This window comes from Cytobacillus sp. Hm23, from assembly GCF_051842895.1.
In the GTDB taxonomy this organism is placed as follows: Bacteria; Bacillota; Bacilli; order Bacillales; family SM2101; genus Nanhaiella.
Map to the genome: position 1 here is coordinate 87,314 of NZ_JBPXRQ010000003.1, position 25,514 is coordinate 112,827.

Genomic DNA, 25,514 nt, shown 5'->3' on the forward strand with positions numbered 1-25,514 from the left:
AGGCTGTTTTCGCATTGATTGTTGCTTTTCGTTCTTAGATTTATAGGGCCAATACTTCTAGAGTTCGTACCATCTTTTCTACTTCATACTGTCCATATTTAGTAAAAATAACAACAAAGCTTATGAAAAGAGCCTTTATAAACGTAACAATGGATACGAAAGAAAAGAGCCTAAAAGCACACAAAAAACCCCATCCCTATAAGGGACGGGGTATCCGCGGTACCACCCTTTTTCTATCGACGCCGGTCAATAGCACTTAGCAACGTACAATCATACGTGTTCCTATTAACGGGGGAAATCCGTTCAAGCTTACTTCATTCAGCTTGACTTCTCGGAGATGATTGTTCAACTAAAGTCCGAACGCTAGCTTTCAGCACCTACTAGCTCTCTGGAGGACGGTTCATTTAGTTTACTTGTTCTCGTCATCAAATTTTGTGTGCTTTTATTAAAAAGTATATTAATGGATATTTATTTTGGTGTCAAGAAATTTCTCATCCACTTGCTGATTAGCTAATGATGTCATCAATAAGCCCATATTCCTTTGCTTCTTTTGCACTCATAAAATTGTCTCTATCTGTATCTCTAGACACCTTATCGAGTGATTGTCCCGTCCGATCAGCAATGATTTGATTAATATGTGATCGAAGCTTGACAATTCGGTTAGCTGAAATTTCTATATCGGTCGCTTGACCTTTTGCACCTCCTAAAGGCTGATGAATCATGATTTCACTATTTGGAAGCGCATAACGTTTCCCTTTTGTTCCACCAAGTAAAAGCATTGCACCAAAGGATGCCGCCATACCAGTGCATATCGTTCGTACATCAGGTTGGATATATTGCATCGTATCAAAAATTGCAAAACCGGCTGAAGTCGAACCACCTGGACTGTTAATATAGAGTGAAATATCTTTCTCTTCATCATTAGCTTGTAAAAATAATAGCTGTGCTACTACACTTTGAGCCATATGGTCATTGATTTCTTCACTAACCATAATAATACGATCCTTCAAAAGCCTTGAATATATATCATAGGAACGCTCTCCACGACTTGTTTGTTCAATGACATAAGGTATTGTACTCATTTCTTTCCTCCATCATCATATTTATCTATGCTGCCATAGAAACTATGCCTGCCCGAGAGGATATTGGACGTATCAACATACTATTACATACCGATTTTTCACTATCACTACTTAGAGAACCAATACTTGGAATCACGCGGATAAGTATTTCAGGATCTTGCATTTTTAATGACAAATAAAAAGAAGTGATTAACTGTTCTTGTTCTTGCTCTGGCCATAAGCAATGAACTGGTGACAATGGTTCATCAAGTGAAATGTTTTTTATCCGCTTTTTTCCACGATGAAGTATACTTTTAACAGCCGTTTCTGTCGTTGTTAAAACATTTGCAATTTCAGTAATTTGATATTGAAATGCTTCCTTTAAGATAAAAACGACTGCTTGCTTCGGTGTTAATTTTGACACCAATTTTTGGATGATATCTAAAGAATGCTCTAAGTGATCAACGTCAGTAACAATCGTTTCCGGAGTAGATTCAATTGTTTCACGCTTTCTTTTTCGACAACTATCAATCCATTGATGATAAGCTATTTTATTTAACAATGCGGAATTCACATCAGGCAAATCCTTATACCGCTGTAGTGCTTTGAGCAAAGTTTCTTGTACAAGGTCATCTCCATCCCAACTATTTTGAGAAAGAAAATAACAGTATTTTGTTAGCTTCTCATAATTCTTTTCTAATTCATTTAATGACAAGGCTGTATGTTGATCGTCCAAGTTCGTGCAAGATTTAGCATTTGTGTACACATCTACTCCTCCTTTTTGCACCTCTCAATATATAAAACGAATAACGATAAAAAAAAGATACGGCTGAAAAAAATTTTCTTGTCTTTTTTCAATAAACTTGAAAGCAAGATGATGAATTACAAGTATTTACTAACAACATTACTGTTAAACAAAGGTAATCCTCCTTGATTAGTATTCTCTTTTAAAGTACGTTTCACCATTAGTCATTTTTCGATCATTAACATCCCATTATTTTACCAATTTACATTTTATTTACTAAATGTTAGTAATTTATCAATACCTCTTTTACATTTTTCTCTTAAACTATTATATGATCAAACATATAGGGAGGAAATAATGTTATGAAAAAATGGAATTGGAAGAAGTCACTGTTACCTATTGCACTTGTTAGTACATTAACAGTAGGCAGTATCGGTCTTTTGCAGGGTGAAGAAAAAGTTGTTAATGCAGCCTCATCAAAAAATGGCAAAGTAAAGAATGTGATCTTTATGGTCGGTGACGGAATGGGTGTTCCTTATATGACAGCCCTTCGTTATATGAATGATAATCCAGACATAGAGCAATATGAAAAAACTGCTTTTGATCCATATTTAGTAGGATTACAAACTACATACCCAGACGATCATGAAGAAAATGTTGTTGATTCTGCTGCAGCTGCAACAGCAATGTCTGGTGGTATAAAAACATATAATGGCGCTATTGCTGTAGATAATGATAAATCAGATGTAAAAACAGTTCTTGAGCAAGCAAAAGAAGGTGGTATGGCAACAGGGTTAGTAGCTACATCGCAAATCAATCATGCTACACCCGCCGCATATGCTGCTCACGATGAATCTAGAAAGAATTACGATCAAATCGCGGATGATTATTATGATGACCTCATTAACGGAGAGCATAAAGTGGACGTATTGCTCGGAGGCGGCACATCATACTTCGATCGCGAAGACCGCAACTTAACTAAGCTATTCCAAAAGGATGGATATAGTTATGTTACAACACGTGATGAATTGTTAAAAGATAAAAATGACCAAATCCTAGGTTTATTTGCTCCGAAAGGTATGGACAAAATGATTGACCGTACTGCTGATATTCCTTCTTTACAAGATATGACAAAAACAGCAATTGAGCGCTTAAGCAAGGATAAAGACGGCTTTTTCTTAATGGTAGAAGGAAGTCAAATAGATTGGGCGGGTCACGATAATGATATCGTCGCAGCCATGAGTGAAATGCAAGATTTTGAAAATGCCTTTAAAGAAGTGATTGAGTTTGCGAAAAAAGATGGTGACACACTTGTTGTTGTGACAGCTGACCATTCAACTGGAGGATTCTCTATCGGAGCTAACGGTGTTTATAATTTCTTCGTTGAGCCGATCAAAGCATTTAAGAAAACTCCTGATTACATTGCTAATGAAATTGTTGAAGGACTAGAAGTAGAAAAAGCCTTAAGCAAGTACATCGATTTAGAATTAACTGAAGAAGAAATACAATCTGTAAAAGATGCTGCTAATGCTGAAGAAGATACATTTACTGTTATTGACAATGCTATCGAAGCTATCGTAAATACTCGTTCTCTATCTGGCTGGACGACAGGTGGACATACTGGTGAAGAAGTGCCAGTATATGCATACGGTCCTCAAAAGGAATTATTTGCGGGCTTCATTGACAATACAGACCACGGAAAAATCATTGCTATTTTATTAGAAGATAAGAACGAAAAAAAGTAGGTAATAAGAGGGTGCTATCATTCGATGGTACCCTCTATCACATATTCCAGCAAAATCTTAGAGTGGTTGTGATGTTCAAAATGAAGCAATTAGCTCATGCTTACTCACCCTAAGACTCATTTGTCTTTTAGGAAATTTCCCCAACAGTTGTTGTTATTCTAAGAAATAAACACTTATTAAATGGCATTTCCTCATACTTTTTTAAAGCGATGACATTGGAATAAAAACTCCTTTGCTCTTGTGATTTCTAAAAAGCAGCCGCAAAGTTACGATAAGAACGTTCGTGTAAAACCTGAATATGGACCTAAGGAATACAAAGCTAAATTCATAGTTAATTATTCATATCTTATTGTTTTAATATTTCAATCGTACCAGTCTCACCGTTAATTCTAACCATTTGTCCATCCTTCAATGTTGCTGTTGCAGAAGGTATACCGACAACTGCAGGAATGCCATATTCTCTTGCTACAATTCCACCGTGACTAACAGGACCACCATACTCCATGATAAGCCCTTTTGCAGTCATGAATAACGGTGTCCAAGCAGGGTTCGTACTTTCTGTAACAAGAATTTCTCCTTCTAATAACTCAGCTTTATTTGGGTCAAAAATAACCCTTACTTTTCCCTCATAAATACCTGCTGATAAAGGAACACCTTGCAGGATTTTGCTATGCGGATCAATATTTTGAGCTGAGTAAAATGTTTCTCCAGTATTTAATACAATGCGAGGGATCGTTGTTCTAGCAAACTCCCTTATATATATTTCTTTGTTCGCTAGAATGGTAGGTCTTAATTGCTCCCTACTTCTTATATCCTGCGTCCTTAAAAAAAAGATATCTTCTGCATCATCAATTAAGCCACGCTGTTCATACAACTGACCTACTTCTAACATAACCTCTCTCGCTAGTGCCAACATTCTTACGATATCAAATTTTGGATACTCTCTCATTCCAGCAGCTATTCGATAATCAATGATCATCTTCCTCATTTTCCTAGCTCTTCTTTCACCTTTTAATACTTTAATTCTCTCGTATATTTCATTAATTAACTGATCTGCTTTTTGCGCATTCCCAAGAACTTCCTCAATGTTCCGATTGTACATTTGATCTACCATATACGATTTTATTAAGTTTATGATATATGTTGGGTCCTCCGACCATCTCTTTACACCAAAATCTAATTCTATTGTACTTCTGTGTCCAAATTCCTTTAAGAATTGTCGCACTTTAGGGTGATCTTTTGTTGGTTCTATCCCCTCTTCATCAAAGTACTTTGCCAAATAATTAAGCTCCATACCTAATTCAACAGTTATACAATTGGGGAATGATTTTGTTAGCGGAACGATATCATAATCATAACCTAACATTTTCGAGAGCTTCTTACTAATTTTTGAGAAATTAGCAAATGCCACACAATATAAGGATTGCTTCTGAGATAATTTAAATGCGTTGACAAGTGTATCCATAATAAAATCCAACTTCTCTTCAACAGTTTGGAGAGAACATGCAAGCTCCATATGTGCTTCAACTACAGCATGACCAATTTTCTTCATCTGTTCATACCTGTCTTCGGAAGCGATTTTATTAGCTTCAACATATGGCTTAACCATACTAATAGCATATTTAATAATGCCCCAAGGTATTTTAAATTTGATTCCTTGGTTAGTAAACTGTTTCCCATGATGTTTCAATACAGCATTCATCGTACCTTCAAGTGGAAGATCGTTTCCAGAAAAAGCTTTCGCAAATTGCTTTCCAACAAATTTATTTGCTAATAAATAAGTGATGTCAGCAAATATTCTTCCACCAGCCTCTTTTACAAATCCACCATCCAAAGGCTTATTACGACTCGTCATCACGCTTACAATCGTCGGAACCATATGCCCAAACAGTTCAAATCCTAACGGTGTAAAAGGCTCCTTCATTCCTAACATAACTGTACTTACTGATATATATGCTCTAAGTTTTTCATCTTGAACAAAACTGTCTATCGGGAATAATGAAGTGATATCTCTTGATTGAACAATATATAATTCATCGTCATGATCAAAAGCAAACTCAACGTCTTGAGGTTTACCAAAATACCTCTCCACCTTAACGGCTTCTTTCACAATCAATTCGATGTGTAGATTTTCCAATGAACTACCGTTCTTTAAACCGTCCCTTACTGGTACATATTCAATCCCGTCTTCGCCATATTGACACAAACGTTCTTTTGAAGATAGTTCTTCTATCAGTACCTTTCCATTCGGCTTTGCTACCGTATACTGGTCTGGATTCACTTCACCACTCACAATCGCTTCTCCGAGCCCATAAGATGCATTTATATATAACTCATTCCTATTCCCTGTAATTGGGTTTGCTGTAAATACGATTCCGGATAACTTTGAGTTGATCATCTCTTGAATGACGACACTATGAGTAAAATCTGACGTAACATTATATTTTGTTCTATAATCAATTGCTCTTTCATTCCAGAGGGACTGCCAGCATAATAGAACTTTGTCAATGATGTCTTTTGTTGTTACATTTAAATATGTGCTATATTGCCCAGCAAAACTCATTCCAGGTAAATCTTCAACAGTTGAACTACTTCTAACAGCTACACGTCCACTCGAGATTTTAGTCAATTGATCTTCAATGTGTTTTTGCAATTCTATTGAAAACAACTCTTTTGTGAATAATACTTTTATAGTCAAGGATTTTTCTTTCGTTGACGTCTCTTCTTTTACAATCCTGCTTATTTTTTCTCCTATGAAATTTTGTTGAATGTATGAATTATAAGCATCTGAAGTAATAATAAAACCATTTGGTACCTTTAAGCCTTGATTATACATTTTGCTCAAATTGTACCCTTTGCCGCCAACAGCTTGAAAATCATCCTCTCCTATTTCATGAAACCATCTAATCATCAAATTCCTCCTTATGCTCAAGCCGCTTTCTAGATTGCTGAACGTATTGAAGGGCTACTTCTTTAATTTGAATCACATTACAAGAAACACCTAATTCACGATTGATTAGATCTTCATTAAAAGCTAACAACATTTCAAGTTCTTTATATGCTTCGACATTGGAAGAAAAAATTAGCTTTCTACATATAGAAAGTATCCTAATCATTTCTCTAGACCATAATCCAGCCAACATATTTGGGTGTTTAACATGAAAAATACCTTCTCGAACACCTTGCAAAATGAGCTGTGTATATAGTTCCGTCGTCATTACTTCAAATTGGCTTGCAAAATTTTTAAGAATGATATGATTTCCATTAAATGAAAAGATTTTTCTCATTTTCGGCCATTCAGGAATTTTACCAAGCTTGTATTGGATCAGCTGTGTAAAAATATGATTCCATAATTCAGTAGTTGAACGTTGTTGATGTTGAAGAAGCTTCTCATAATCAGCTTTTAATTCATCTATATATCGCGAGGTGATTGCTTCGAGAATTTCATCTTTTGATTTGAAATGATGATAAAATCCCCCTTTGGAACTGCCCGCTAACTTAATAATTTCTGAAACTGTTGCTTTCTCAAATCCTTTTTCCGCAAACAAGCCAAACGCTGCTTGTATAATCTTATCTTTTAACTCCAACTTATTAGCCTCCTTTTCAAACAAACCGACCGACGGTCTGTTAAATATAGTATACATTAATTTTCCATTTCAATCAAAGAAAATACCCTTACTGCGTATTATTAATACTCATGAAGATCATAGCTGTTGTTAACATGTTATAAATTTTCAGAATAAATTGACTTTTTAAACGATGTGTAATATACTATCATTCACATAAGAATTCCGGAATTTATGAAAAAGGGGAACGGATATGCAAAATATGAATGGGAAAGTTGTCATTATAACTGGTGCTGGGAGCGGTTTAGGGAAAGAAACTGCAATTGCCTTTGCTAAATGTGGAGCTAATATAGTCATTTGTGGACGGGAGTATGCAAAGCTTGAAGAGGTTGAGCGCTACATCACAAGTCAGTATAATGTTAAAGTTCTGCCTATCCGTGCAGATGTCTCATCTCAATCTGACGTAAAAATGCTTGTACAGGCAGCTACAGCTAAATTTGAACGGATCGACATATTAATAAATAACGCGGCAGTATTTGAACAATATCACATTTTCGAAAGCCCCTTAGATTCATGGGAGTACCAAATAACTAATAATGCTACAAGTGTATTCTTAATGATACGAGAATGTTTACCAATTATGAGAAGTCAAAAGTCAGGACAGATCATCAACATTACTTCAGGTCTAGCGAAGGAAGGTGCTGCTGGTTTTGGTGCCTACGCTGCTAGCAAAGCTGCCATTGAAGCATTATCCTATACTGTAGATGACGAAGAGCATAAAAATGGGATTACGTCACACGTTTTTAACCCTGGTGCGATGAAAACGAATTTGGTGACAACAGGTGATGACCCTGCAAATATCGCACCCTATTTAGTTAAATTAGCCCAATTGCAATCATCTAGTGAAAAGAAAGTATTGCAAATAGACCATATCCAGAAAGCGGAATAACTTTTATTATGTAACTATAGCCGTTTTTGCATAGGTTTTTTACATTTAACCTTGTCGACATCATTAGCTTGACGTTTAAGATTCAAGGTTGTTAGTTGTGTGTGATTTAATATTGTTATAAAAAGATTATAAGCTAAAAACAACAGGCATGCTCCCTGTTGTTTTTTCATGTGGTTGATTTCGTATTAATTGGCTCTTTTCGTATTGGTTGTAGTTTTTCGTCCTAAGAAGTACCACGTAATAACGAAGGTTAGTGACATCTTTCCCCACACCGTCTAAGACCACTTCCTGTGGTTCTATTTTGGTAATGGTAGCACAACCTTTACGAAAAGAGCCTGTCAATCCTTCTCAGATTTTGTTTGAGTAGCAACGGAGCTTAGATGTTTCATACTAACCATTTTTTTATATGAATTAATTTTGTCTTCTAGCATCTTCTCCGTGTCAACCAAGGTTTTCACTTGATCTTGAATCTCACTCCTATGTTCTTCGAGCAGTTGTAAGCGGGCGATCGTTGTATGCTCTCCTTCAATATACAATTGTGCGTATTCTCTAATTTTTGCAATTGGCATTTGTGTCTGTTTTAGCTTCATCACAAATCGAAGCCAATTAAGATGTGCATCGCTATACATTCTATCTTTATTCTTGTTGCGATCTGGTTCTATGATTTTCTCTTTTTCATAATACCTTAATGTATGAGCACTGACTCCTAATATTTTTGCGACCTCACTGATTGTATACATGACATCACATCCCCCCTATTCTTATATTACACCGGACAGCTTAGTACTCACAAATAAATAAGATGTTAATATATGAATGTTATCGGTCAAATAACTATTTTTTATCGACCAATTATTTATACTCTATAAAAACTGTTTTACTCAAAATCATCTTTAATTTTGCCCTTTCTTAATGTAAAATAAATTTCCAAAGCGACTACTAAAACTAAGCCAACAATAATATACTTTACCTCTTGATTGAGATGATCTTGAATAATTTATTGTTCATTTGCTAATCCCTTCTTCTCTTAGATTTTGAAATACTAAATTTTTTTAGCAGAAAATGTTCATTGAAGTTATCAATTTAAATGAATTTATTTTACCGAATAAAGTATTACTATTTTGTATGAACAGCTTGTGATTTTACTTTTATCTTCAATCGTATGATTAATTAGACTTTGGGTGACGTTGAATACTTCAAAAATTCAGCTAGTTATTGAATGCTATATTTTCAACTTTTATTTCCTTTTATAACAATTCAATTATCATATGTAATATTCATAAAATGACAATTCGTTACACCATTGTGACTGTATTATTAAAGAAGGCTGTTGTTGCATTGATTGTTGTTTTTCATTTAAATAAACTCGGATATCCTTCTAAAATATAATGATAATCCATATAATACTTCTTTTTACTGTCATAATTTTGTATAAATAATGACAAAGTTAAAAAAGAGCCCTTATCATTTACATTTCAATATCATAATTACCAAACACTGACAGGCTCAACTATGTAATATATGAATTAACTTTTAATATATCGAAAAACAAAGATTTTTATATAAATGAACGAAGAAGATTATAATAATAAGCATAGGATATTTTAAGCTATACATTTCATATAAATATAAAACGAACCATTTACAATGTAGAATGATCGACAATAACTAGGGAGGGAACATAGTGCAACGAGATGAAAAGAAAAATGAAGTGCTTTCCCTATATGACTTGTATAGTAGGCGGGTTTTAAAGTTCATTTTTACATTAACTAAAGACTACCATACAGCTGAAGACTTAACCCACGAAACTTTTATAAAAGTTTATAACTCATATGGTCAGTTAAAAAATAAAGAAAAAGTTGAAAGCTGGATATTCAGGATTGCCCACAATATTACAATGGATTATATGAGACGGAAAAAATTCAATATTTTTGAGCACTTTAGTCATCAATATCGAGAGAAAGAAGCTAACAATACATTAGAAAGCGCTATTACGATTAATGAAAGCTTTCAAGAATTGTATGAAGCCCTTGGTAAGTTAAAGCCAAGTTATCGTGAAGTGGTCATACTTAGAAAAATTGAGGGGATGTCTACGAAAGAAACATGTGAAATATTAGGTTGGAGTGAGAGTAAAGTTAAATCAACTTTACTTAGAGCTCTAAAAGCACTTCAACAAGAATTGTCGAAGGGAGAATGGGTTTATGAGTAATCAACATGATCATAACCTCTTTAAAGATGTAAAAAATTTAGATGAAAGTATTTCTTGGGATCCTAAAAGACAATTCGAACTTAGGAAAAGAATAGAAAGTGAAATAAATAATAAAAAGAGAGAGCGCAGATTAAAGTACAACTTACTCCCAATAACAGGTTTGATTGCAGCAATATGTATTATTATCATTTTGTTTTCTTCATCAACATTATTAGAAGAAAGTGTGGAGTTGGGGAATACATCGGGTGAGCAATTTGCTGAAGCAGAACTTCAAGTAGAAGATGTGCTTACTGAGAATAACAAAAGTTATACAGTAAATTTAGATGTTGAAAAAGGTTCGGAGTGTAACTTTTGGTTAAATAACCTGCATAATAGCTATAACTATAAATACAAAGTATATGCTCCTGACGGTACTCTCATTGGTAAATCAGAAACAGCTAAATCACAAGAGAGGTTATATGCAGTGGATTTAAGTAAATATGGATCAGGTGTTTATACGGTAAAAGTATATTCCCCTTATGGCAATATTGGTGGAAAGTATGTACTAAGGGTTAGAAATTTTTAAATACAAATCGGTCAGAAGTTGTAGATTACTTTACTTCTTCCTACCGTATGAGATAAGCATACATAACTGTAAAATCAAAATTACCAAAAACAATTGGAGTGATTTAGATGATACAGAGTATATACGAAACCCATTTACAAGTGAAAGATTTAGATCAAAGCATTGCATTTTTTGAAAAGCTCGGACTTCAATTAGCGCATCGAATTCGTGAAAGAAAATGCGCGTTCTTTTTTATCGGAAATAAGGAACAAATGCTTGGTCTATGGGAAGTACCAACCGGGCAAGATATTACAAAACGACATTTTGCATTTGGCGTACAATTATCAAAACTAAAAACATCAATAGAATGGTTAGATAACAGAGATATTAAGCTTGCTGAAGATTTTTTTGGTAGAGAACCGATTGAACCAATCGTATTTACTTGGATGCCTGCTGCTTCAGTTTATTTTTATGATCCAGATGGAAACAGTTTAGAGTTTGTATCGGTATTAGAGGGTGACCCGCTAGATTTAAATGAGATGCTTTATTTAAGTGAATGGGACGAATTGAAAAAGGAAGAACAAACAAAGGAACATATAAACAATTAATCATCTGCTTCATATGTTGTTAAAAAATTCCCTTGATAGCTTCTAAACTGAAGCTGTCAAGGGAATCTCTCGTATCAATTTGGCACTTTGGCAAATGTTAGGTTTATTATGTCTTCAGTCAACTCCATTCCACGATATACAACCCGATAAACAAAACGACCCTTTCTCGCAATAAAATCAGATTTTGTATCGGTTTTTCTAAGCCATAGCTCATCAAATTCACTATGAAATTGTTGATCGTAAAACCCATCATAGTCATTAGTATATTTATCTTTTAAAGACTGTGTAAATGCTTTAGCCAACCATTCACTCCTTATTTCATACCCATAGGATTTGAGTGATGGGCGATAAACGCCAGTTTTGTCATCCCACATCGTATTCGGGACTATAACTTGTTCTTCAAGTTCATAATAATTAGGTACTAAAATACTAGATTGTTCTGTATAATAATTTGCCCGTCTATCAATCTCACCATTCCTTGTAACGTACTCAAAATTATCAAATACATTTGACATGTGAACGATAGGTAGTTCTTTATTGGGGATTTCCGGGAATCTTTCTTGAGTAATGTACATAATAGTATTACCCACTATATAAACCAGCCAAATCGTCGCAAGAGCAATCGTACCACTTCCTATCAGTTTACTCCGTTTCATTTTCTTCTTGTAATCCAATTTACGGTCGAATAAATGCCCTGCTTTAATTTTTTTCATTAGTTTTGACAAATGGAACATGCCAGTAATCATATTAAAGCAAACACTAACGTAAATAAGTATCATCACTGCTGCATCTATGAAGTTATCTTCTACATAATTGTCAACAGGATCGACAAATAATGTACTCATTTGTAATATAATAATAATTATTGAAAGAAATAGAATCATCCAAAACCTTTTAGTAATATCCCTTTTAAGTATAGATACAGTTTCTGCTAGTTCACTAGCGTCTGTATGAATTTCAGATGTAACATCGTCTCTTCCTCTAAATATTTGGACGAATCCACGTGAGCCGATATGTTCCCAACCCGCCTGTTTATAAAAGTCAATTCTGTTATAGTATTGATCGTTAACTTTGAATATATCACACCTGTAATCCACTTTTGCTGGTTCACTTTTTTCAAATGTCGCAAAAAAATGACCAATATTTATCAACTTCCATCCTTCCAATGCCATATTAGAAAACCATGCTTCCTGCTCCTCAATATACCAACTCTCAAGCCATAGGAATTTCTTTTTTAGCTTATTTTTCATTTGAACCTTCCCTTCTAAATATTACATCCCCATCCTCTACCATTTTAGTAAGACGCATATATTCTTGTTTAAATGCTCTACGACCACTTGAAGTAATTTGATAGCTTTTGCGTCTTCCATCGGAGTCTTCTAAAACAATGAGTTTGTCTTTTTCCATACGCTTCAAAATACCGTAGAGTGTTCCTGGTCCCATATTCACTCTTCCACCAGAAGCTTCTCTAATCGCATTCATGACAGCATAACCATGAAGTGGTTTATGTATAGCCAGGAGAACATAATACATCGCCTCAGTCATTGGTGCTCGCTCGTTTTCATTCAAAATTATCACCTATCATTATATTATGTTATACGATATATCGCATAGCATAATAATTGTCGTTATTAGTTACAATATCAATTCAATTATTGCTCGTCTGCACCATCCACAATTGAGAAGCTCAATATAGTTAAGTGGGTATTTTTCCAAAATCTCGAATAATAAAAATCATTTGACTTAGAGCAAGCTCTAAGGAATATAATTACATTGCAGTTAAAAAAATAAAGTCTCTTTTCGTAAACTTTGTTGCTATAATTCCTAAACTAGAAGGCAAAGATATCGTTTTATAGAAGAAAACATCTCACGAATTCTAGTTGTATACGATTTTATTGTTTAGTAAAAAAACAATAATCTATGTGAAAAGAGTCAAATTAAATGAGTCAAGGAGGATTTTGATAAATGAAATATACCGTCATTACAGGTGCAAGTTCTGGAATTGGATATGAAACAGCTTTGGCATTCGCCGCCCGAGGAAAAAACTTAGTTATTGTAGCTAGAAGAGAAGATAAGTTGGAAGAATTGAAGTCCAAAATCGCACAGGTAGCTCCGGACTTAGACGTTATCATACGAATAGCTGACTTATCGGTAATTGAAAACGCGCATAAACTATATGAAGACCTCCAAGATTTAGACATAGAAACATGGATTAACAACGCGGGGTTTGGAAATTTTGCAGGAATTGGTGAACAAAATTTAAATAAAATAGAAAAAATGCTTCATTTAAATATTGAAGCATTAACGATACTATCCTCACTGTACGTACGTGACTACTCAAATATAGAAGGTACACAGCTTATCAACATATCTTCAGGTGGCGGCTATACAATTGTTGCAGATGCTGTAACCTACTGTGCTACTAAATTTTACGTAAGTGCATTTACTGAAGGGCTTGCTCAAGAATTAAAAGATCAGAATGCAAAAATGCAAGCAAAGGTTTTGGCTCCAGCTGCAACTGAAACCGAATTTGGAAAACGATCTATTGATGCTGAAGATTTTCAATATGAAGGCGTTATTCCTAAATATCATACTGCCAAAGAAATGGCAGCATTTATGTTAGAACTTTATGATAGTCATCACGTTGTAGGAATCGTCAACGGTCTCACTTATGAATTTGAGCTTAAAGATCCTATTTTTAATCGAGTGACAAGAACGAGATAACTTAAAAGTCAGTAAGGGCTATATTTATTTCATGTTAGCCCTTACTGACTTTTTATTTAAGCTCTTTTCGTTATTAATAATGGACAATAAGATGGGGTCTGATCCCAAAGAGATTATAAGAAGTAGAAAAGATGTCATCATCGCTACATGTATATGTGCTTATATCTTAGTGGAAAACATCCTTTGTTTAGTTTAAGTGAAGAAGGAATATTTTTGCAAACTTTGTTATTATGATATTAGTTTTACATAATCTCTAAAATGCAACTTAATACGTGTAAATTAAAAATTCAAACAAAGTGTGACGTATGAAGAGTGAGCATAAATCATGTCTTAATTGTATCAATACTGAATGTGATGGGTGTACAGATTGTTAATAATCAAACCTTTAGATAAAGGCTGGTTTTAGTTATTTCAACACGTATTGAACATCCTCAATAATTTAGAAAATAGCTTATAGGGGTTTTTAAATTTGGATCATAATGTGAATTCATTAATACAACTACTTACTACTACCGAACACAACAATCGATTTATTTTAGGCATTGATGGCTTAAGTCGCTCTGGCAAAACTACGCTTGTAAGTAAGCTTAGTCATCATTTGCAAAAATTAAATATCCCATACCATATCTTCCACATTGATGACCACATCGTTGAGCGGAAAAACCGTTACGATACTGGGCAAGAAGAGTGGTACGAGTATTATCATCTACAATGGAACAAAGCTTTGCTAAAGGATCATTTTTTTCAACAACTTAAAAATGCAACCGAGCTCAATCTTCCTTATTATGAAAGTGACTCAGACTCATGCACTGTGAGAAGCATCTCACTTCCTAAAAATTGTGTCATCATCATTGAAGGGGTTTTCCTTCAACGGTTCGAATGGCGGGAATTTTATGATTATGTTGTTTATTTAGATTGTCCGAGGGATCATAGATTTCTTCGTGAAAGTACAAATACACAGAGAAACATCACGAAGTTTAAAAATAGGTATTGGAAAGCAGAAGCATTTTACTTACAAAATGAGCTTCCAGAGAAAAAGGCAGATCTCATATTAAAGAACTAATATGTCGACACTTCACACTAGAAATAAATTCAGGATTGATTAGCTAGCTCAAGTAATAATTCCTACCCTTTTTGAGATCGTTATGGGGTAGCTTCATCGAGGGCAATATATTTTTCACAATTGTACTAGATGAAACTTGCAAAAACTCTCTAGCAGATGAGTTTGTTATCGCCCGAGTTTATTAAGAGAGCGTAGTCTTCTAAAGTTTGTACATGGGCATCTTTTGAGATCAAGCTGCATTGTGAACATCTCCATCTACCCCAATCTCGTTCTAAAGAAAGGAAGGAAGAAAGAATCAATTAGGACATAGTACACCTGTTTATATTTCTAATTAAGAAATGTTTTGTTGAAGAAGTATGTCTAACTCTAGTGGCATATGTTCGTTAATAAATGGGTTAGAAAGATTACCTAGCTGCTTGGATTGAAGAGCTTCCTGCTCATCTCTCCTTCTATTAATTGTAAATATATATTCTATTTAACTTTCGTGCATATGTATGATCAATATTTTTCCCGCGTTCTATCTGTTTTATCGATCTATTACAAAATTTCCGGGTCAAAATCATAGTTTTTATAGGTCTTTCGACTAAATCCTACTATTTTCGCTGAGTCTCTTTTCTGTAGATTGCAGGACTAACACCTACATGGAGCTTAAATAACTTTGAAAAATGAGCATAATCTTTGATGCCTACACCTTTACTAATTGAATTAATTGTTTCATCTGAATTAGTTAACATATGTTTCGCTTGAGAGAGTCGGTATTGAGTAAGAAATTGAATCGGTGTCACCCCTATTGTTCTTTTCATACACCGGGTTATATAATCTGGATGATAGAGTAAATCTCTCGCTATATTATCTAAAGTAACATGTTCTTGAAAATGTTTTTTTAAATAAGCAATCACTTGTTCTGTTAACTTCTCAGACGTATTCGGAACAGTCATTGCTTCTTTTTGTAACTGAACAAAAAATTCTTGAAAATATATTTGTTGATATAAATATAATTCAGGGTTTTGCAGGGCATTAGGAGCAATAATTCTCTCCATCAACCTTTCCATATATTCTTTTTTTCGTATCTTAGCATATTGAGGAATTTTCAAGAGTAGGTTTGCTGGTTCTATATATGACGGGATGTTCTGAACGATGTTGGACCAATCAATTGATTCATTTTCTTCTAGGTCATACTTTATTTCATACTGAAAATGTAGCCATATAAACTGACTACCTTCTATACAGTCTTTATGCCCATAATGCTCCTCACCTGGAAGGATAATAAGATATTGCCCCTCATTTAATTCATATTGGACACCATTCGTAGTAATAAATATTTTTCCATATTTTACATATAGTAAATCAAATATAGGAAATGTCCTTTTAAAATGACGATCTCCTTTGTTAAATACATATTGGCCCCCATTCACAAATAAAGGAAATGGGGGTATTGGAAACTTTATGATATTCATGCTCCACTCCTGAAGTTTGTAGGTTGTGAAAAGCTCATAATAAATGTCCACCCCAATTATTCAAGCGCATAAATGCAACCATCAGTACTACCAAAATAGATAGTTCCATTTTCAATGAAGGGTGTTGAAATGATTGACCCTAATGACATAATCGTATCATATACTTTACTATATTCGTCAATATCCTTTGCATTTCGTAGTCGTTCATTAAGTTCTTCACCTAACTTACCTTCATCATCTAACCATTTTGCGAAGCCTTCCTTACTTGATTCGGTTTGGTATACCCATTGTTGCTCTCCTGTGTGTAAGTTAAGAGCATAAAGCTTCCCATTCATATTTCCAAAATATAAAGTATTATGTGCTATTACACTTGATCCGAACGTATTAATATGGAGGGATAAATTCCACTTTTCTCGCCCGTTTTTAGCATCCATAGCAAACATTTTAGAATGGTCTGATGAAGCAAAAAAGACAAGCCCATCTTTCACAGTTGGTGTTGTAATAACCCAGGTTCCTGGTACTTTATAATTCCATTCACCCCTGCCTGTTTCAGCGTCTATCGCGTACAGGTTGAAATCCCGACTACCAAAATAGACTGTTCCATTAGAAACAGAAGCCGAACCTTGAATGTCGCCATTCGGAAACCATTTATCTCCTACTGTCCTAAACACCCATTTTTCTTTACCAGTTTGAATATGTAGCGCGTAAAAATAACCATCATAGCTACCTATAAACAATGTTTGATTGTATATTGCAGGTGTTGCATGTACTACACCACCAGTTTTATACCTCCAAATTTCATCTCCTGTTAGAGCATGAACAGCATATATATGATGATCACCGCTACCAAAGAAGACGATTCCTTCACTTACAATAGGTGATGATAGAAAGTAATCCCATGGGTCAACCATAGCTTCACCGTTTGTTTCAAAACGCCATAATAGCTCACCTGAATCAATCTGGACAGCATAAAGAAAGCCGTCAGTGCAAGTAAAGTATGCAAGCCCCTTGGCAATACTAGCTGCGGAACGTATCGCTCCACCACTTGAAAAACACCACTTTACTTCTCCATTATTCTTATCAATTGCATAGAAATGCTTATCTTCACTTCCAATATATACAGTGTCATTAAAAACTATTGGAGAAGAATATATTTTTCCATCTGTTTGAAACTTCCACTTAACTCCCTTCAATGACTTTATTTCATTTTCCTGAAAGACTCCTGATAGCTGAATATCATTACGAAAATGAACCGACTGATTATCAACCTTATTTTCCATGACACACCTCCACTTTTGAAAACATAAGCTTAATAGGAATTATTTTAGCTGTTTTCTATATGTATGGATATGTGAATGACCGAATCATTTTGTGTTATCTCGACCAACTTATGATCAGTTCCAATCATTCTTTTTTCTTACAACGAAGGAAATCTAATAACACAGAACTGTAGATCTACTCTACAGTAGCACATGTTGATTGTGGATAAACTGTTGATAGCTGTTTGTTTACTAAGCACCTTTTTTCCTCTGCAATGATGATTGTTGTGTATAACCTACTCTTTATTACAAGACAAAAGGCTTAGAAGCATTTTACGTATTTTTTTAAAAGAAGTGGAGGCGCTATTTTGAGCTATTGAAAAATTATTGTATAATCCTGAAATCGAGTAGAGATACAGTGTTTCTATACACAAAAGGAAGATATTAACAAATGATTGTCCAGTAAGGTTTTATACTTATTGGACAATCCATTTTATTGTACTCTAGCTTTAAACAGATTTGTACAAATAAAAGCTATCTTGCTTTTTTTCCTCACTGTTTATAAGGATTTTTAACATATGCACTCCTTCATAATGCTTTCTAGTTGATAGATCCTTAAATGAGTGGGTTCTTGTATAGGTTTTTGTATCTACAAATGTATTCTCTGTTATTTTAAACTTCTTTGCTGAAGTTTTGTTATTTGCTTTAACAAAGTGAATTTCATAGTCTACCCGGAGTTTTTTTGGTTTTTTTGATGTATTTGTAATTGAGAAAGAAAATGTTAGATCATCACCTACAGTAAGCTTTTCGCAAGATAAAGAGAACTGATCGACTGTAATTCCTTCAGTAGTATCAAAACCAAATAATATTAAAGCATCAGGATCACCTTGCTTTAAGAGAGTACGACAGCCATGTTTGATTATCCAATTAGTGTGAGAATCATGACCATACCACTCTTTGGCAATTTTTTTCACTATCTGGGGATGATCTTTTGAAATATCATTTAAATTGTTCGCCACACTTCTTCTTACGTATTCTGATGAATCTCTTTTGAGATATTCAAGTATTGGCAATATAGGTGATGGATCAATTTTCAAGTCTTTTAATGCTATATTCCATGGCAATCTTGGGCGACACCCTTCACTTGCAAGTCGTCTAACATGATGATCATCATGCTGAGCCCACTGAAGCATTTGTTCCATCATTAATTTTGGAGATGCAATAATAAATGGCCTTACTGCCCCCTCGGAGGTCGAGAACTTTGTAAAGTGTTCTAATGCTGCTATAGAATGATCCCACTGTTCTAGTCCGTATACTTCAACAAAATCAGGGAAGAACAAATATTCAATCCCTCGACACTGTGGTGCAATGCTGTTTAGAATAGCTAATGCCTCCTCATAAGAAGGAGGTAATGTTTCACGTAAACATATTGTAATATGTCTCATTCGCTGCTTTAATTCTTTTGTATCCCAGTCATCACAGTAAATCAGCTTCATAAAATGATTTGAGTCAAACTGAGGATACGCTTCCTCAACAATATTCGCAAATTGAATAAAAAATGATTTTGTGTACATATTCTTTAATGGTTCTGCCACTGAAATTGCACTCCTTCTTAATTAATAGTCTTTATCGTAAGTTTTGTTGTTATTTATACAAATTACTTCCCTTATTTGTACGATAAACAACACTACGAAAACTGTCTTATACAAAATAATGTGTTGTGCTATTAAATGAAAGTTAACATACAACTACGACAAATTCCGTCGTAAATTTATAAGAAACTTGTGAATGTTGGAGAAGTTTCATTCGGTGACTTTTTTTGACTTCAGATGAAATGACGAAACAATGATGATATACAAACATCAGAACAAAAAAAAGAATACCTAAATAAGAAGTATTCTTTGTAAAATAGATAATTAATTATTCTCTTTGTTGGTATATACATCTTGCAATCCATTAATTGCACATATCAAAGCCTAGTCCGACATATAACATCGTTTTATTGCAAGTTATTGTTGATACGAAGGTTTACGAACTTTTTGCATGAAGAATTCTGGATTATTAATATGCTCAAAACCGTATTTCGTATATAACGAATGCGCATCTTTCGTCGCAAGCATAAATCTACGAACATTTGTTAGTTCGGGATGATTGTTAATAATGTCCAATAACCATTTTGCTAAACCTAATTTTTGAAAGTCCGGTAATATGAATACATCGCATAGGTAAGCAAAAGAGGAGAAGTCTGAAATTATTCTTGCAAAGCCAATTTGTGCACACCCATCTGTTCCTACTTCCCCTTTATATACTCCAAAGCATAAAGAACTATTTGCTATAGATTTTATGATGTTCTCCATCGGTATTCCTTTTGACCAGTAAGCTTCTTCACTCAAATATCGATGAATAATATCTAAATTCAAGTACTCGTTATTCGTACATATAGAAAACTCTTTATTTCGCCACAAATCCATATAATGACCTCCTTTTAAACATATTAAATATTTATTATTATACTAATAATTAAATTTTAGAAAACAGTTAATATGTCAAAAAGTCAGAAATTTTTATGGATTAAACACAGTTTATGAGAAAACTAGAATTTCATAATCATTGAAAGTGCAATAGGTCTCCCACTTCATTTTAACCCAAAGGGTTCTTCTTTTCTTTCCATTGATCTGTCAGGTGGAGTTCATTCCACCTGACCTGGTTCAAATTCCTTGACTTTATTTACTGTTCATTTTTCATCGGCATCATACGTGTAGCAATAGCGATTCGATTCCATGCATTTATTGTAATAATGGACATAATTAGTTCTGAAATTTCCTTGTCAGAATAGAGGTTCTTGACCCCATTATAAACATCATCAGGTACGTGATTTTCTGATACTAATGTAATTGATTCGGTTAATGCTAACACTGCTCTTTCCTTGTCAGTATAAAAATCCGTTTCTCGCCATGCGTTTAAGGCATATATTCTTTCTTCCGATTCTCCATTTTTCCTAGCATCTCTCGTATGCATATCAATACAAAAAGCACATCCGTTAATTTGTGATGCACGGATTTTAATAAGCTCTAACATTGTTTTGTCAATTGAGGAATGAGATACATACCCTTCTAAGCCGAACATAACTTTATATGCTTCTGGATCAACGTCTCCCATAATAAATCTTGTCTTCATTAATGAACACTCCTTCTTTAGATATAATTAAGATAAGAGTTATCTGTAATAGAAACCAAAAAAATTTAGGTGAAGCCCCAATTACTATACACTAATATCGATTTTAATTTTTAATTGGTCTAATCACCACGAATAAGCATTTATTAACCTCTTATTGCAAATAGATGGTATTAGCTTTTTATTTTATAGATAACCCTTATCTGGATTATACATATTACTTCTTGTTTTTGTCAACTCCCAATTAATAATTTAATCATGGATTCAATCACTGTGTAAAAACACAAAAAAACCTAGTTAGTTAAATTAATGAACTAGGTGACATAAAATAATACGCTAAGCGATTTCTCAGATTTTAATTAAGGTTTAATATGTTCATCAAACCATTCTGCTGTTTTTTCAATCGTTTCAGTTGGTAATTCTTGATCCAATGTATCTTTTAACCATAAAAGAGTTTTACTTTTTAAATAATCCCGCATTTTATTTTCAGCTTCTAACATCGTTAGATTAATCCGACAAGGTATGTCTGAAGAACATTCGCCTTCGTTACATGGCTCGTTAAAAATGTTTTTGTCAACTATTCTCCTGCATTGAAATAATGGTTTCTCTCCCTCAATTGCCCTAACTACATCCCAAAAAGTAATATTTTCAGGTCGTTGCGTTAATGCATATCCACCTTTCACGCCTGTACTTGAAGTAATAATATCTGCCTTTACTAATTTTGTGAAGATTTTAGATAAATATGTTTCTGATAGCCCTTGTATTTTTGCTAAATCTTTAATTCCGATAGGCCCAACCTTTGAGGTGGAGCATAAATAAACTAAGCTATGAAGTGCGTACTCAACTCCTACGCTGTATTGCATTACCATTTCTCCTTTATACATAATACTGTATTCAGTAATTATTGTTTTTCGTAATAAGAACAAAACGTGATCCAATTAGGGTTTCGTGGCATCTGTTCTTCTAAACCATAATATTCGCATCAAATTTCGTTTAGCTGTTAAGTTGTTGCTAGAAATATCAACAAAACTTGTGAAAAGAGCCGTAGATAACAATTATCTATATTGTATAAATTCTTTTTACATGAAGTCAATAAATACGTTAATTATCATCATTCCACAAATGCCTTACTAACGTTCATATAGCTAAGTAATACGAGAAGTTGACCTGAAGAATCACTTGCCCAAATGCAAAGTAAAAGATTGTAGAAAAAGCTAACACCTTCTCTTTTGTCATACTGTTTAATACCACAAACTCTAGTTGTGTATATATCTAATTCTTAATACGATTACCATTTTTTATAAAATACTGTTTCTTTCAAAATGTTTATAAAAAAAACGCTGGTACATTAGATAATCAGAACCAGTCGTTTTGTTATTCGTAAGCTATAAATTATTCGCTCTTATATTAGTTTTGATTTTCCTGTTGGCGCTTCTCTCGCTCTTCCTTAATAAGTTCCTTTATCTCCTCAATTTCCTTACCATCAGTAATGATACCTAATTCTTCAGCCTTATCCCTTAGTCTTAACTCTTTTTCAATGTCACTTATACTAGACCATTCTTCTAACAATTGTTTTCTCTCACTGTTACTTGTTACTTCTTGGAGTTCCTCACGCACTTCTCCTTTTAAGTCATCTATCGTTTTGCCATCAGTTACTATCCCTAAGTCTTCAGCTCTTTGTAGTAGCTCCTGTCTACAATGTTCTAGCAATATATCTTTTACTTCTTCTATATCTTTGTCAGATATATCAATTCCACCTTCCACAGCCTTATCTAAAAAAGTTTGCTCTCGATTTGCTTGTAGCAAATTGCGAACTTCTTCAAGAGAGATGTCTGTTGTATCTATACCGATATCCGAAGCTCTATCAAAAATCTTTTGTTCCCTTTCTTCCTGAGTAAGACTACTCCAAGTTTCCATAAAAGTTTCTTTATCAAACTTCCCCATTTCATTTTCGCTAGCTAGGGCACTAGTTGATCCCAGTATGCCAACTGTCATAACTCCAGCACATGCAAACAAACCTAACTTTTTTAACATGTAAAAAATCCTCCTCATCATATGTAAGTAATATAAAATATTACATTATAAGAATATAGTAGAATTATGTGATAAGTATGGGAATGTAAATAATATTTAGAAAACAACCTATTAAGATTAGCCAACAATTAATGTGATAGCAACCTTATCAAAATAATATATCCGCTTTGTGAAATCATAAAAAATAAAGCTGTTAAGTTTCCTCAACAGCCTATTTTTTCGTTTAAATAAAATTTTCCTCAAACCAAACTTTTGCGGCGTTAAGCTCTTCCTTCCGAAGTTCATGCCCTCCTTCTGTCCAATACTCTGTAACTTGTCCATGTGATTCTTCAAGATTTCTAACAAGCTCTTTTGTTTCCTTAGAAGAAATTAATTGATCATATTTACCACCACTGATGAACACTGGTAGATTATTTAAATGAGGAAGTGTTATCCCCCGCCGTGGAACCATCGCATGAAATAATATACCGCCTCTTAACGCATTTTTATGATGGTACATAAGGCTCGCAGCAATATTTGCACCATTTGAATAACCAACCGCGATTACATTATTTCGTTTAAAATCATATTCATTAGCACTGTCATCAATAAATTTATTAAGCTCACTTGTGCGAAATACGAGATCCTTCTCATCAAATACCCCTTCTCGGATTCTCGCAAAAAAACGTGCCATTCCGTTTTCATCTACATTTCCTCTTACACTTAATATAGATGCTCTTGGTTCAATGATTTCTGCAAGAGGTAATAAATCATTTTCATCTCCACCAGTCCCATGCAGGAGAAGTAATATTGGTAAATCTGGTCGGCTTCCCTGTTTATATATATGCTTCAAGTTATCACTCTCCTCTGTTTATTCCTTAGTATCAAGTGGCTTTAATTTCTTCTCAATTGATTCCCTTTGCCCTTCAAAAAATGGTGGTAAAGCTAGCTTTTCACCTAAAGTCTCAAAGCTCTCATCTGATTCAAACCCTGGTCCATCAGTTGCAAGCTCGAACAAAATCCCATTTGGTTCACGGAAGTATAAGGAGCCGAAATAGTAGCGCTCAACGAATCCAGAGTTCGCCACTCTACTCTCTGTCAACCGCTTCACCCATTTGTTTAATTCTTCTCGATCTTCAACACGGAAAGCCAAGTGATGAACACTTCCTCTTCCTGGTCTCTCAATTGGAAGATCGCTTCGTTCTTCTAGATGAACCTCTCCACCAGTACCTCCTTCACCTGATTCGAAAACACGAATATTTGTATCCTGCTCCTTTGTATAGGAAGGAAAGCTTCGAGTTTCACGAAAGCCTAGAATATCTGTTAAAAATCTTGCGGTAGATTCAGCATTTGCTACAGTTAAAGTAATAGGTCCTAACCCAACAATGCCATGCTCGACAGGTACTGGACTCTTATCCCATGGCTTACCACCTTGAACACCCTCATTATTTTCATCTGATACAAGAACCAATCGTTGACCTTCAACATCACGAAAGCTTAATGTCGCTCTTCCAGAATGATGAGATATTTCATCATGATCTACACCTAACTGTTCAAACCTCTCTTTCCAGTAGGTTAATGAATCATCATTCTTAACACGTAACGCTGTTAAGGTAATACTATTGGTTCCTTTGTAAGTTCTTCCTGCATTAGGGATTTCAAAAAAAGTTAAATCCGTCCCCGGAGTTCCTCTTTCATCTGCATAAAATAAATGATAAATAGAAGTATCATCTTGGTTTATCGTTTTTTTAACTAAACGTAAACCGAGTGTTTTTGTATAAAAATTATAGTTTTCTTTTATATTAGCTGTTATGGCAGAAACATGATGGTTGCCTTTTAATGGTCTTAAACTCATGATGCTTCACTCCTTATAATTTTTCTTTCATAAATAGTTTAACTTAACTTTATCTTTAATTCAAGATATTTTAACTAAAGATATATTTAGTGTTTTTTTATATGCCCTTCCCAACATTTAAGTGCATGAACAGATGGTGACGCACTATAGTTTGTTTTCGTACATCAGGATAATACTTTTGTGATTTACACCATAAGGTAAGTTTATCATTACACAATCTATAGCAATACTAACACTTTATGTACAAACGCACTTTTAATGGTATGTTTTTTTAGACTATTGCCTCTAAAAGTCCACATATAAACTTTTTCAAGATATTTATTGCTATAAGCTATTGTCTCTTCTAAATAATATAATATCCTTCCCTTCTATTATGTTTCTTATCAATTTTGAATGATTCATCGTACATTACAAATTCTATTAGCTAAGCTGTTTTCGCATTAAATGAAGTTTTCCGTCTAAGCAGTACCCATCTAAACCTCCCACCTTACTATTAAATGTTCATACATAATTTAAGAGCCTTTAGAAATATGGAAAAAAGC

At 34.1% G+C, this 25,514-nt stretch carries 23 protein-coding genes and 1 other annotated feature; of the genes, 7 read left to right on the top strand and 16 right to left on the bottom strand.

The window, feature by feature from the left end; translation table 11 throughout:
• Nucleotides 1-198: 198 nt before the first annotated feature.
• Nucleotides 199-435: a binding site (T-box leader), on the bottom strand.
• 71 nt (nucleotides 436-506) lie between these two features.
• Both clpP and ACSVDA_RS02970 read right to left on the bottom strand, forming a co-directional pair.
• Nucleotides 507-1,082 carry an ATP-dependent Clp endopeptidase proteolytic subunit ClpP gene (gene clpP, locus ACSVDA_RS02965; protein ID WP_485880706.1) on the bottom strand — a complete coding sequence of 192 codons (576 nt, stop codon included), beginning with the start codon at nucleotides 1,080-1,082 and terminating at the stop codon, nucleotides 507-509.
• 25 nt (nucleotides 1,083-1,107) lie between these two features.
• Nucleotides 1,108-1,797: a sigma-70 family RNA polymerase sigma factor gene (locus ACSVDA_RS02970; protein ID WP_485880707.1), complete on the bottom strand. Its 690-nt coding sequence runs from the start codon at nucleotides 1,795-1,797 to the stop codon at nucleotides 1,108-1,110.
• Between the two features lie 371 nt (nucleotides 1,798-2,168).
• On the opposite strand from ACSVDA_RS02970, the gene ACSVDA_RS02975 reads away from it, so the two are divergent.
• On the top strand, nucleotides 2,169-3,551 hold the full coding sequence (locus ACSVDA_RS02975) for an alkaline phosphatase (RefSeq protein ID WP_485880708.1): 1,383 nt from the start codon (nucleotides 2,169-2,171) through the stop codon (nucleotides 3,549-3,551).
• A gap of 346 nt (nucleotides 3,552-3,897) precedes the next feature.
• Here ACSVDA_RS02975 and ACSVDA_RS02980 read toward each other — a convergent pair whose 3' ends face one another.
• On the bottom strand, nucleotides 3,898-6,462 hold the full coding sequence (locus ACSVDA_RS02980; protein ID WP_485880710.1) for a PEP/pyruvate-binding domain-containing protein: 2,565 nt from the start codon (nucleotides 6,460-6,462) through the stop codon (nucleotides 3,898-3,900).
• Entirely contained in the window at nucleotides 6,455-7,138 is a 684-nt protein-coding gene (locus ACSVDA_RS02985) for a TetR/AcrR family transcriptional regulator (protein WP_485880712.1), read from the bottom strand. The genes ACSVDA_RS02980 and ACSVDA_RS02985 overlap by 8 nt, the downstream gene beginning before the upstream one ends.
• Nucleotides 7,139-7,370: 232 nt before the next feature.
• Here ACSVDA_RS02985 and ACSVDA_RS02990 point away from each other — a divergent pair, with 232 nt between their 5' ends.
• Entirely contained in the window at nucleotides 7,371-8,066 is a 696-nt protein-coding gene (locus tag ACSVDA_RS02990) for an SDR family NAD(P)-dependent oxidoreductase (protein ID WP_485880714.1), read from the top strand.
• 338 nt (nucleotides 8,067-8,404) lie between these two features.
• Here the strand turns inward: ACSVDA_RS02990 and ACSVDA_RS02995 are convergent, their stop codons facing one another.
• Nucleotides 8,405-8,806, bottom strand: a complete 402-nt coding sequence (locus tag ACSVDA_RS02995) for a MerR family transcriptional regulator (protein WP_485880716.1) — start codon at nucleotides 8,804-8,806, stop codon at nucleotides 8,405-8,407.
• Nucleotides 8,807-9,750: 944 nt separating this feature from the next.
• On the opposite strand from ACSVDA_RS02995, the gene ACSVDA_RS03000 reads away from it, so the two are divergent.
• From ACSVDA_RS03000 to ACSVDA_RS03010, 3 genes are all read left to right on the top strand, one after another.
• Entirely contained in the window at nucleotides 9,751-10,275 is a 525-nt protein-coding gene (locus tag ACSVDA_RS03000; RefSeq protein WP_485880718.1) for an RNA polymerase sigma factor, read from the top strand.
• Nucleotides 10,268-10,840, top strand: a complete 573-nt coding sequence (locus tag ACSVDA_RS03005) for a hypothetical protein (RefSeq protein WP_485880719.1) — start codon at nucleotides 10,268-10,270, stop codon at nucleotides 10,838-10,840. The genes ACSVDA_RS03000 and ACSVDA_RS03005 overlap by 8 nt, the downstream gene beginning before the upstream one ends.
• A gap of 107 nt (nucleotides 10,841-10,947) precedes the next feature.
• The gene (locus ACSVDA_RS03010; protein WP_485880721.1) at nucleotides 10,948-11,427 is read left to right on the top strand and encodes a VOC family protein; all 480 of its coding nucleotides are present in this window, start codon (nucleotides 10,948-10,950) and stop codon (nucleotides 11,425-11,427) included.
• Between the two features lie 74 nt (nucleotides 11,428-11,501).
• Here ACSVDA_RS03010 and ACSVDA_RS03015 read toward each other — a convergent pair whose 3' ends face one another.
• Both ACSVDA_RS03015 and ACSVDA_RS03020 read right to left on the bottom strand, forming a co-directional pair.
• Nucleotides 11,502-12,677, bottom strand: coding sequence for a DUF2812 domain-containing protein (locus ACSVDA_RS03015; RefSeq protein ID WP_485880722.1), 1,176 nt, complete (start codon nucleotides 12,675-12,677; stop codon nucleotides 11,502-11,504).
• On the bottom strand, nucleotides 12,667-12,996 hold the full coding sequence (locus ACSVDA_RS03020; RefSeq protein WP_485880724.1) for a PadR family transcriptional regulator: 330 nt from the start codon (nucleotides 12,994-12,996) through the stop codon (nucleotides 12,667-12,669). The genes ACSVDA_RS03015 and ACSVDA_RS03020 overlap by 11 nt, the downstream gene beginning before the upstream one ends.
• A gap of 396 nt (nucleotides 12,997-13,392) precedes the next feature.
• On the opposite strand from ACSVDA_RS03020, the gene ACSVDA_RS03025 reads away from it, so the two are divergent.
• Together ACSVDA_RS03025 and ACSVDA_RS03030 are read left to right on the top strand one after the other, a co-directional pair.
• Entirely contained in the window at nucleotides 13,393-14,151 is a 759-nt protein-coding gene (locus tag ACSVDA_RS03025; RefSeq protein WP_485880726.1) for an SDR family NAD(P)-dependent oxidoreductase, read from the top strand.
• Between the two features lie 469 nt (nucleotides 14,152-14,620).
• Complete coding sequence (locus ACSVDA_RS03030) at nucleotides 14,621-15,214, top strand: kinase (RefSeq protein WP_485880727.1); 594 nt, start codon at nucleotides 14,621-14,623, stop codon at nucleotides 15,212-15,214.
• A 593-nt stretch (nucleotides 15,215-15,807) separates the two neighbouring features.
• On the opposite strand, the gene ACSVDA_RS03035 is transcribed toward ACSVDA_RS03030, so the two are convergent.
• The 9 genes from ACSVDA_RS03035 to ACSVDA_RS03075 form a co-directional block, all read right to left on the bottom strand.
• On the bottom strand, nucleotides 15,808-16,671 hold the full coding sequence (locus tag ACSVDA_RS03035) for a helix-turn-helix domain-containing protein (RefSeq protein ID WP_485880728.1): 864 nt from the start codon (nucleotides 16,669-16,671) through the stop codon (nucleotides 15,808-15,810).
• A 56-nt stretch (nucleotides 16,672-16,727) separates the two neighbouring features.
• Nucleotides 16,728-17,951, bottom strand: coding sequence for an outer membrane protein assembly factor BamB family protein (locus tag ACSVDA_RS03040; RefSeq protein WP_485880730.1), 1,224 nt, complete (start codon nucleotides 17,949-17,951; stop codon nucleotides 16,728-16,730).
• A 488-nt stretch (nucleotides 17,952-18,439) separates the two neighbouring features.
• Complete coding sequence (locus ACSVDA_RS03045) at nucleotides 18,440-19,504, bottom strand: DNA alkylation repair protein (RefSeq protein ID WP_485880894.1); 1,065 nt, start codon at nucleotides 19,502-19,504, stop codon at nucleotides 18,440-18,442.
• 435 nt (nucleotides 19,505-19,939) lie between these two features.
• Nucleotides 19,940-20,401 carry a GNAT family N-acetyltransferase gene (locus ACSVDA_RS03050; protein ID WP_485880732.1) on the bottom strand — a complete coding sequence of 154 codons (462 nt, stop codon included), beginning with the start codon at nucleotides 20,399-20,401 and terminating at the stop codon, nucleotides 19,940-19,942.
• Nucleotides 20,402-20,657: 256 nt separating this feature from the next.
• On the bottom strand, nucleotides 20,658-21,107 hold the full coding sequence (locus ACSVDA_RS03055; RefSeq protein WP_485880734.1) for a carboxymuconolactone decarboxylase family protein: 450 nt from the start codon (nucleotides 21,105-21,107) through the stop codon (nucleotides 20,658-20,660).
• Between the two features lie 356 nt (nucleotides 21,108-21,463).
• Entirely contained in the window at nucleotides 21,464-21,967 is a 504-nt protein-coding gene (locus ACSVDA_RS03060; protein ID WP_485880736.1) for an RrF2 family transcriptional regulator, read from the bottom strand.
• Nucleotides 21,968-22,511: 544 nt separating this feature from the next.
• Nucleotides 22,512-23,138, bottom strand: coding sequence for a hypothetical protein (locus tag ACSVDA_RS03065; RefSeq protein WP_485880737.1), 627 nt, complete (start codon nucleotides 23,136-23,138; stop codon nucleotides 22,512-22,514).
• A gap of 223 nt (nucleotides 23,139-23,361) precedes the next feature.
• Nucleotides 23,362-23,970: an alpha/beta hydrolase gene (locus ACSVDA_RS03070; RefSeq protein ID WP_485880739.1), complete on the bottom strand. Its 609-nt coding sequence runs from the start codon at nucleotides 23,968-23,970 to the stop codon at nucleotides 23,362-23,364.
• 18 nt (nucleotides 23,971-23,988) lie between these two features.
• A complete protein-coding gene (locus ACSVDA_RS03075) occupies nucleotides 23,989-24,972 on the bottom strand; it encodes a ring-cleaving dioxygenase (RefSeq protein WP_485880741.1) in 984 nt (327 codons plus the stop codon).
• Between the last annotated feature and the right edge of the window lie 542 nt (nucleotides 24,973-25,514).

What these genes read in the sequence shown, in the direction of transcription:
- ACSVDA_RS02990 (WP_485880714.1), top strand. Translation starts at nt 7,371, where the DNA reads ATGCAAAATATGAATGGGAAAGTTGTCATTATAACTGGTGCTGGGAGC.
- ACSVDA_RS03010 (WP_485880721.1), top strand. Translation starts at nt 10,948, where the DNA reads ATGATACAGAGTATATACGAAACCCATTTACAAGTGAAAGATTTAGAT.
- ACSVDA_RS03005 (WP_485880719.1), top strand. Translation starts at nt 10,268, where the DNA reads ATGAGTAATCAACATGATCATAACCTCTTTAAAGATGTAAAAAATTTA.
- ACSVDA_RS03065 (WP_485880737.1), bottom strand. Translation starts at nt 23,138, where the DNA reads ATGTTAAAAAAGTTAGGTTTGTTTGCATGTGCTGGAGTTATGACAGTT.
- ACSVDA_RS02995 (WP_485880716.1), bottom strand. Translation starts at nt 8,806, where the DNA reads ATGTATACAATCAGTGAGGTCGCAAAAATATTAGGAGTCAGTGCTCAT.
- clpP (WP_485880706.1), bottom strand. Translation starts at nt 1,082, where the DNA reads ATGAGTACAATACCTTATGTCATTGAACAAACAAGTCGTGGAGAGCGT.
- ACSVDA_RS03035 (WP_485880728.1), bottom strand. Translation starts at nt 16,671, where the DNA reads ATGAATATCATAAAGTTTCCAATACCCCCATTTCCTTTATTTGTGAAT.
- ACSVDA_RS03045 (WP_485880894.1), bottom strand. Translation starts at nt 19,504, where the DNA reads ATGTACACAAAATCATTTTTTATTCAATTTGCGAATATTGTTGAGGAA.
- ACSVDA_RS03040 (WP_485880730.1), bottom strand. Translation starts at nt 17,951, where the DNA reads ATGGAAAATAAGGTTGATAATCAGTCGGTTCATTTTCGTAATGATATT.
- ACSVDA_RS02975 (WP_485880708.1), top strand. Translation starts at nt 2,169, where the DNA reads ATGAAAAAATGGAATTGGAAGAAGTCACTGTTACCTATTGCACTTGTT.
- ACSVDA_RS03025 (WP_485880726.1), top strand. Translation starts at nt 13,393, where the DNA reads ATGAAATATACCGTCATTACAGGTGCAAGTTCTGGAATTGGATATGAA.
- ACSVDA_RS03060 (WP_485880736.1), bottom strand. Translation starts at nt 21,967, where the DNA reads ATGCAATACAGCGTAGGAGTTGAGTACGCACTTCATAGCTTAGTTTAT.
- ACSVDA_RS03050 (WP_485880732.1), bottom strand. Translation starts at nt 20,401, where the DNA reads ATGGATTTGTGGCGAAATAAAGAGTTTTCTATATGTACGAATAACGAG.
- ACSVDA_RS03075 (WP_485880741.1), bottom strand. Translation starts at nt 24,972, where the DNA reads ATGAGTTTAAGACCATTAAAAGGCAACCATCATGTTTCTGCCATAACA.
- ACSVDA_RS03055 (WP_485880734.1), bottom strand. Translation starts at nt 21,107, where the DNA reads ATGAAGACAAGATTTATTATGGGAGACGTTGATCCAGAAGCATATAAA.
- ACSVDA_RS02980 (WP_485880710.1), bottom strand. Translation starts at nt 6,462, where the DNA reads ATGATTAGATGGTTTCATGAAATAGGAGAGGATGATTTTCAAGCTGTT.
- ACSVDA_RS03015 (WP_485880722.1), bottom strand. Translation starts at nt 12,677, where the DNA reads ATGAAAAATAAGCTAAAAAAGAAATTCCTATGGCTTGAGAGTTGGTAT.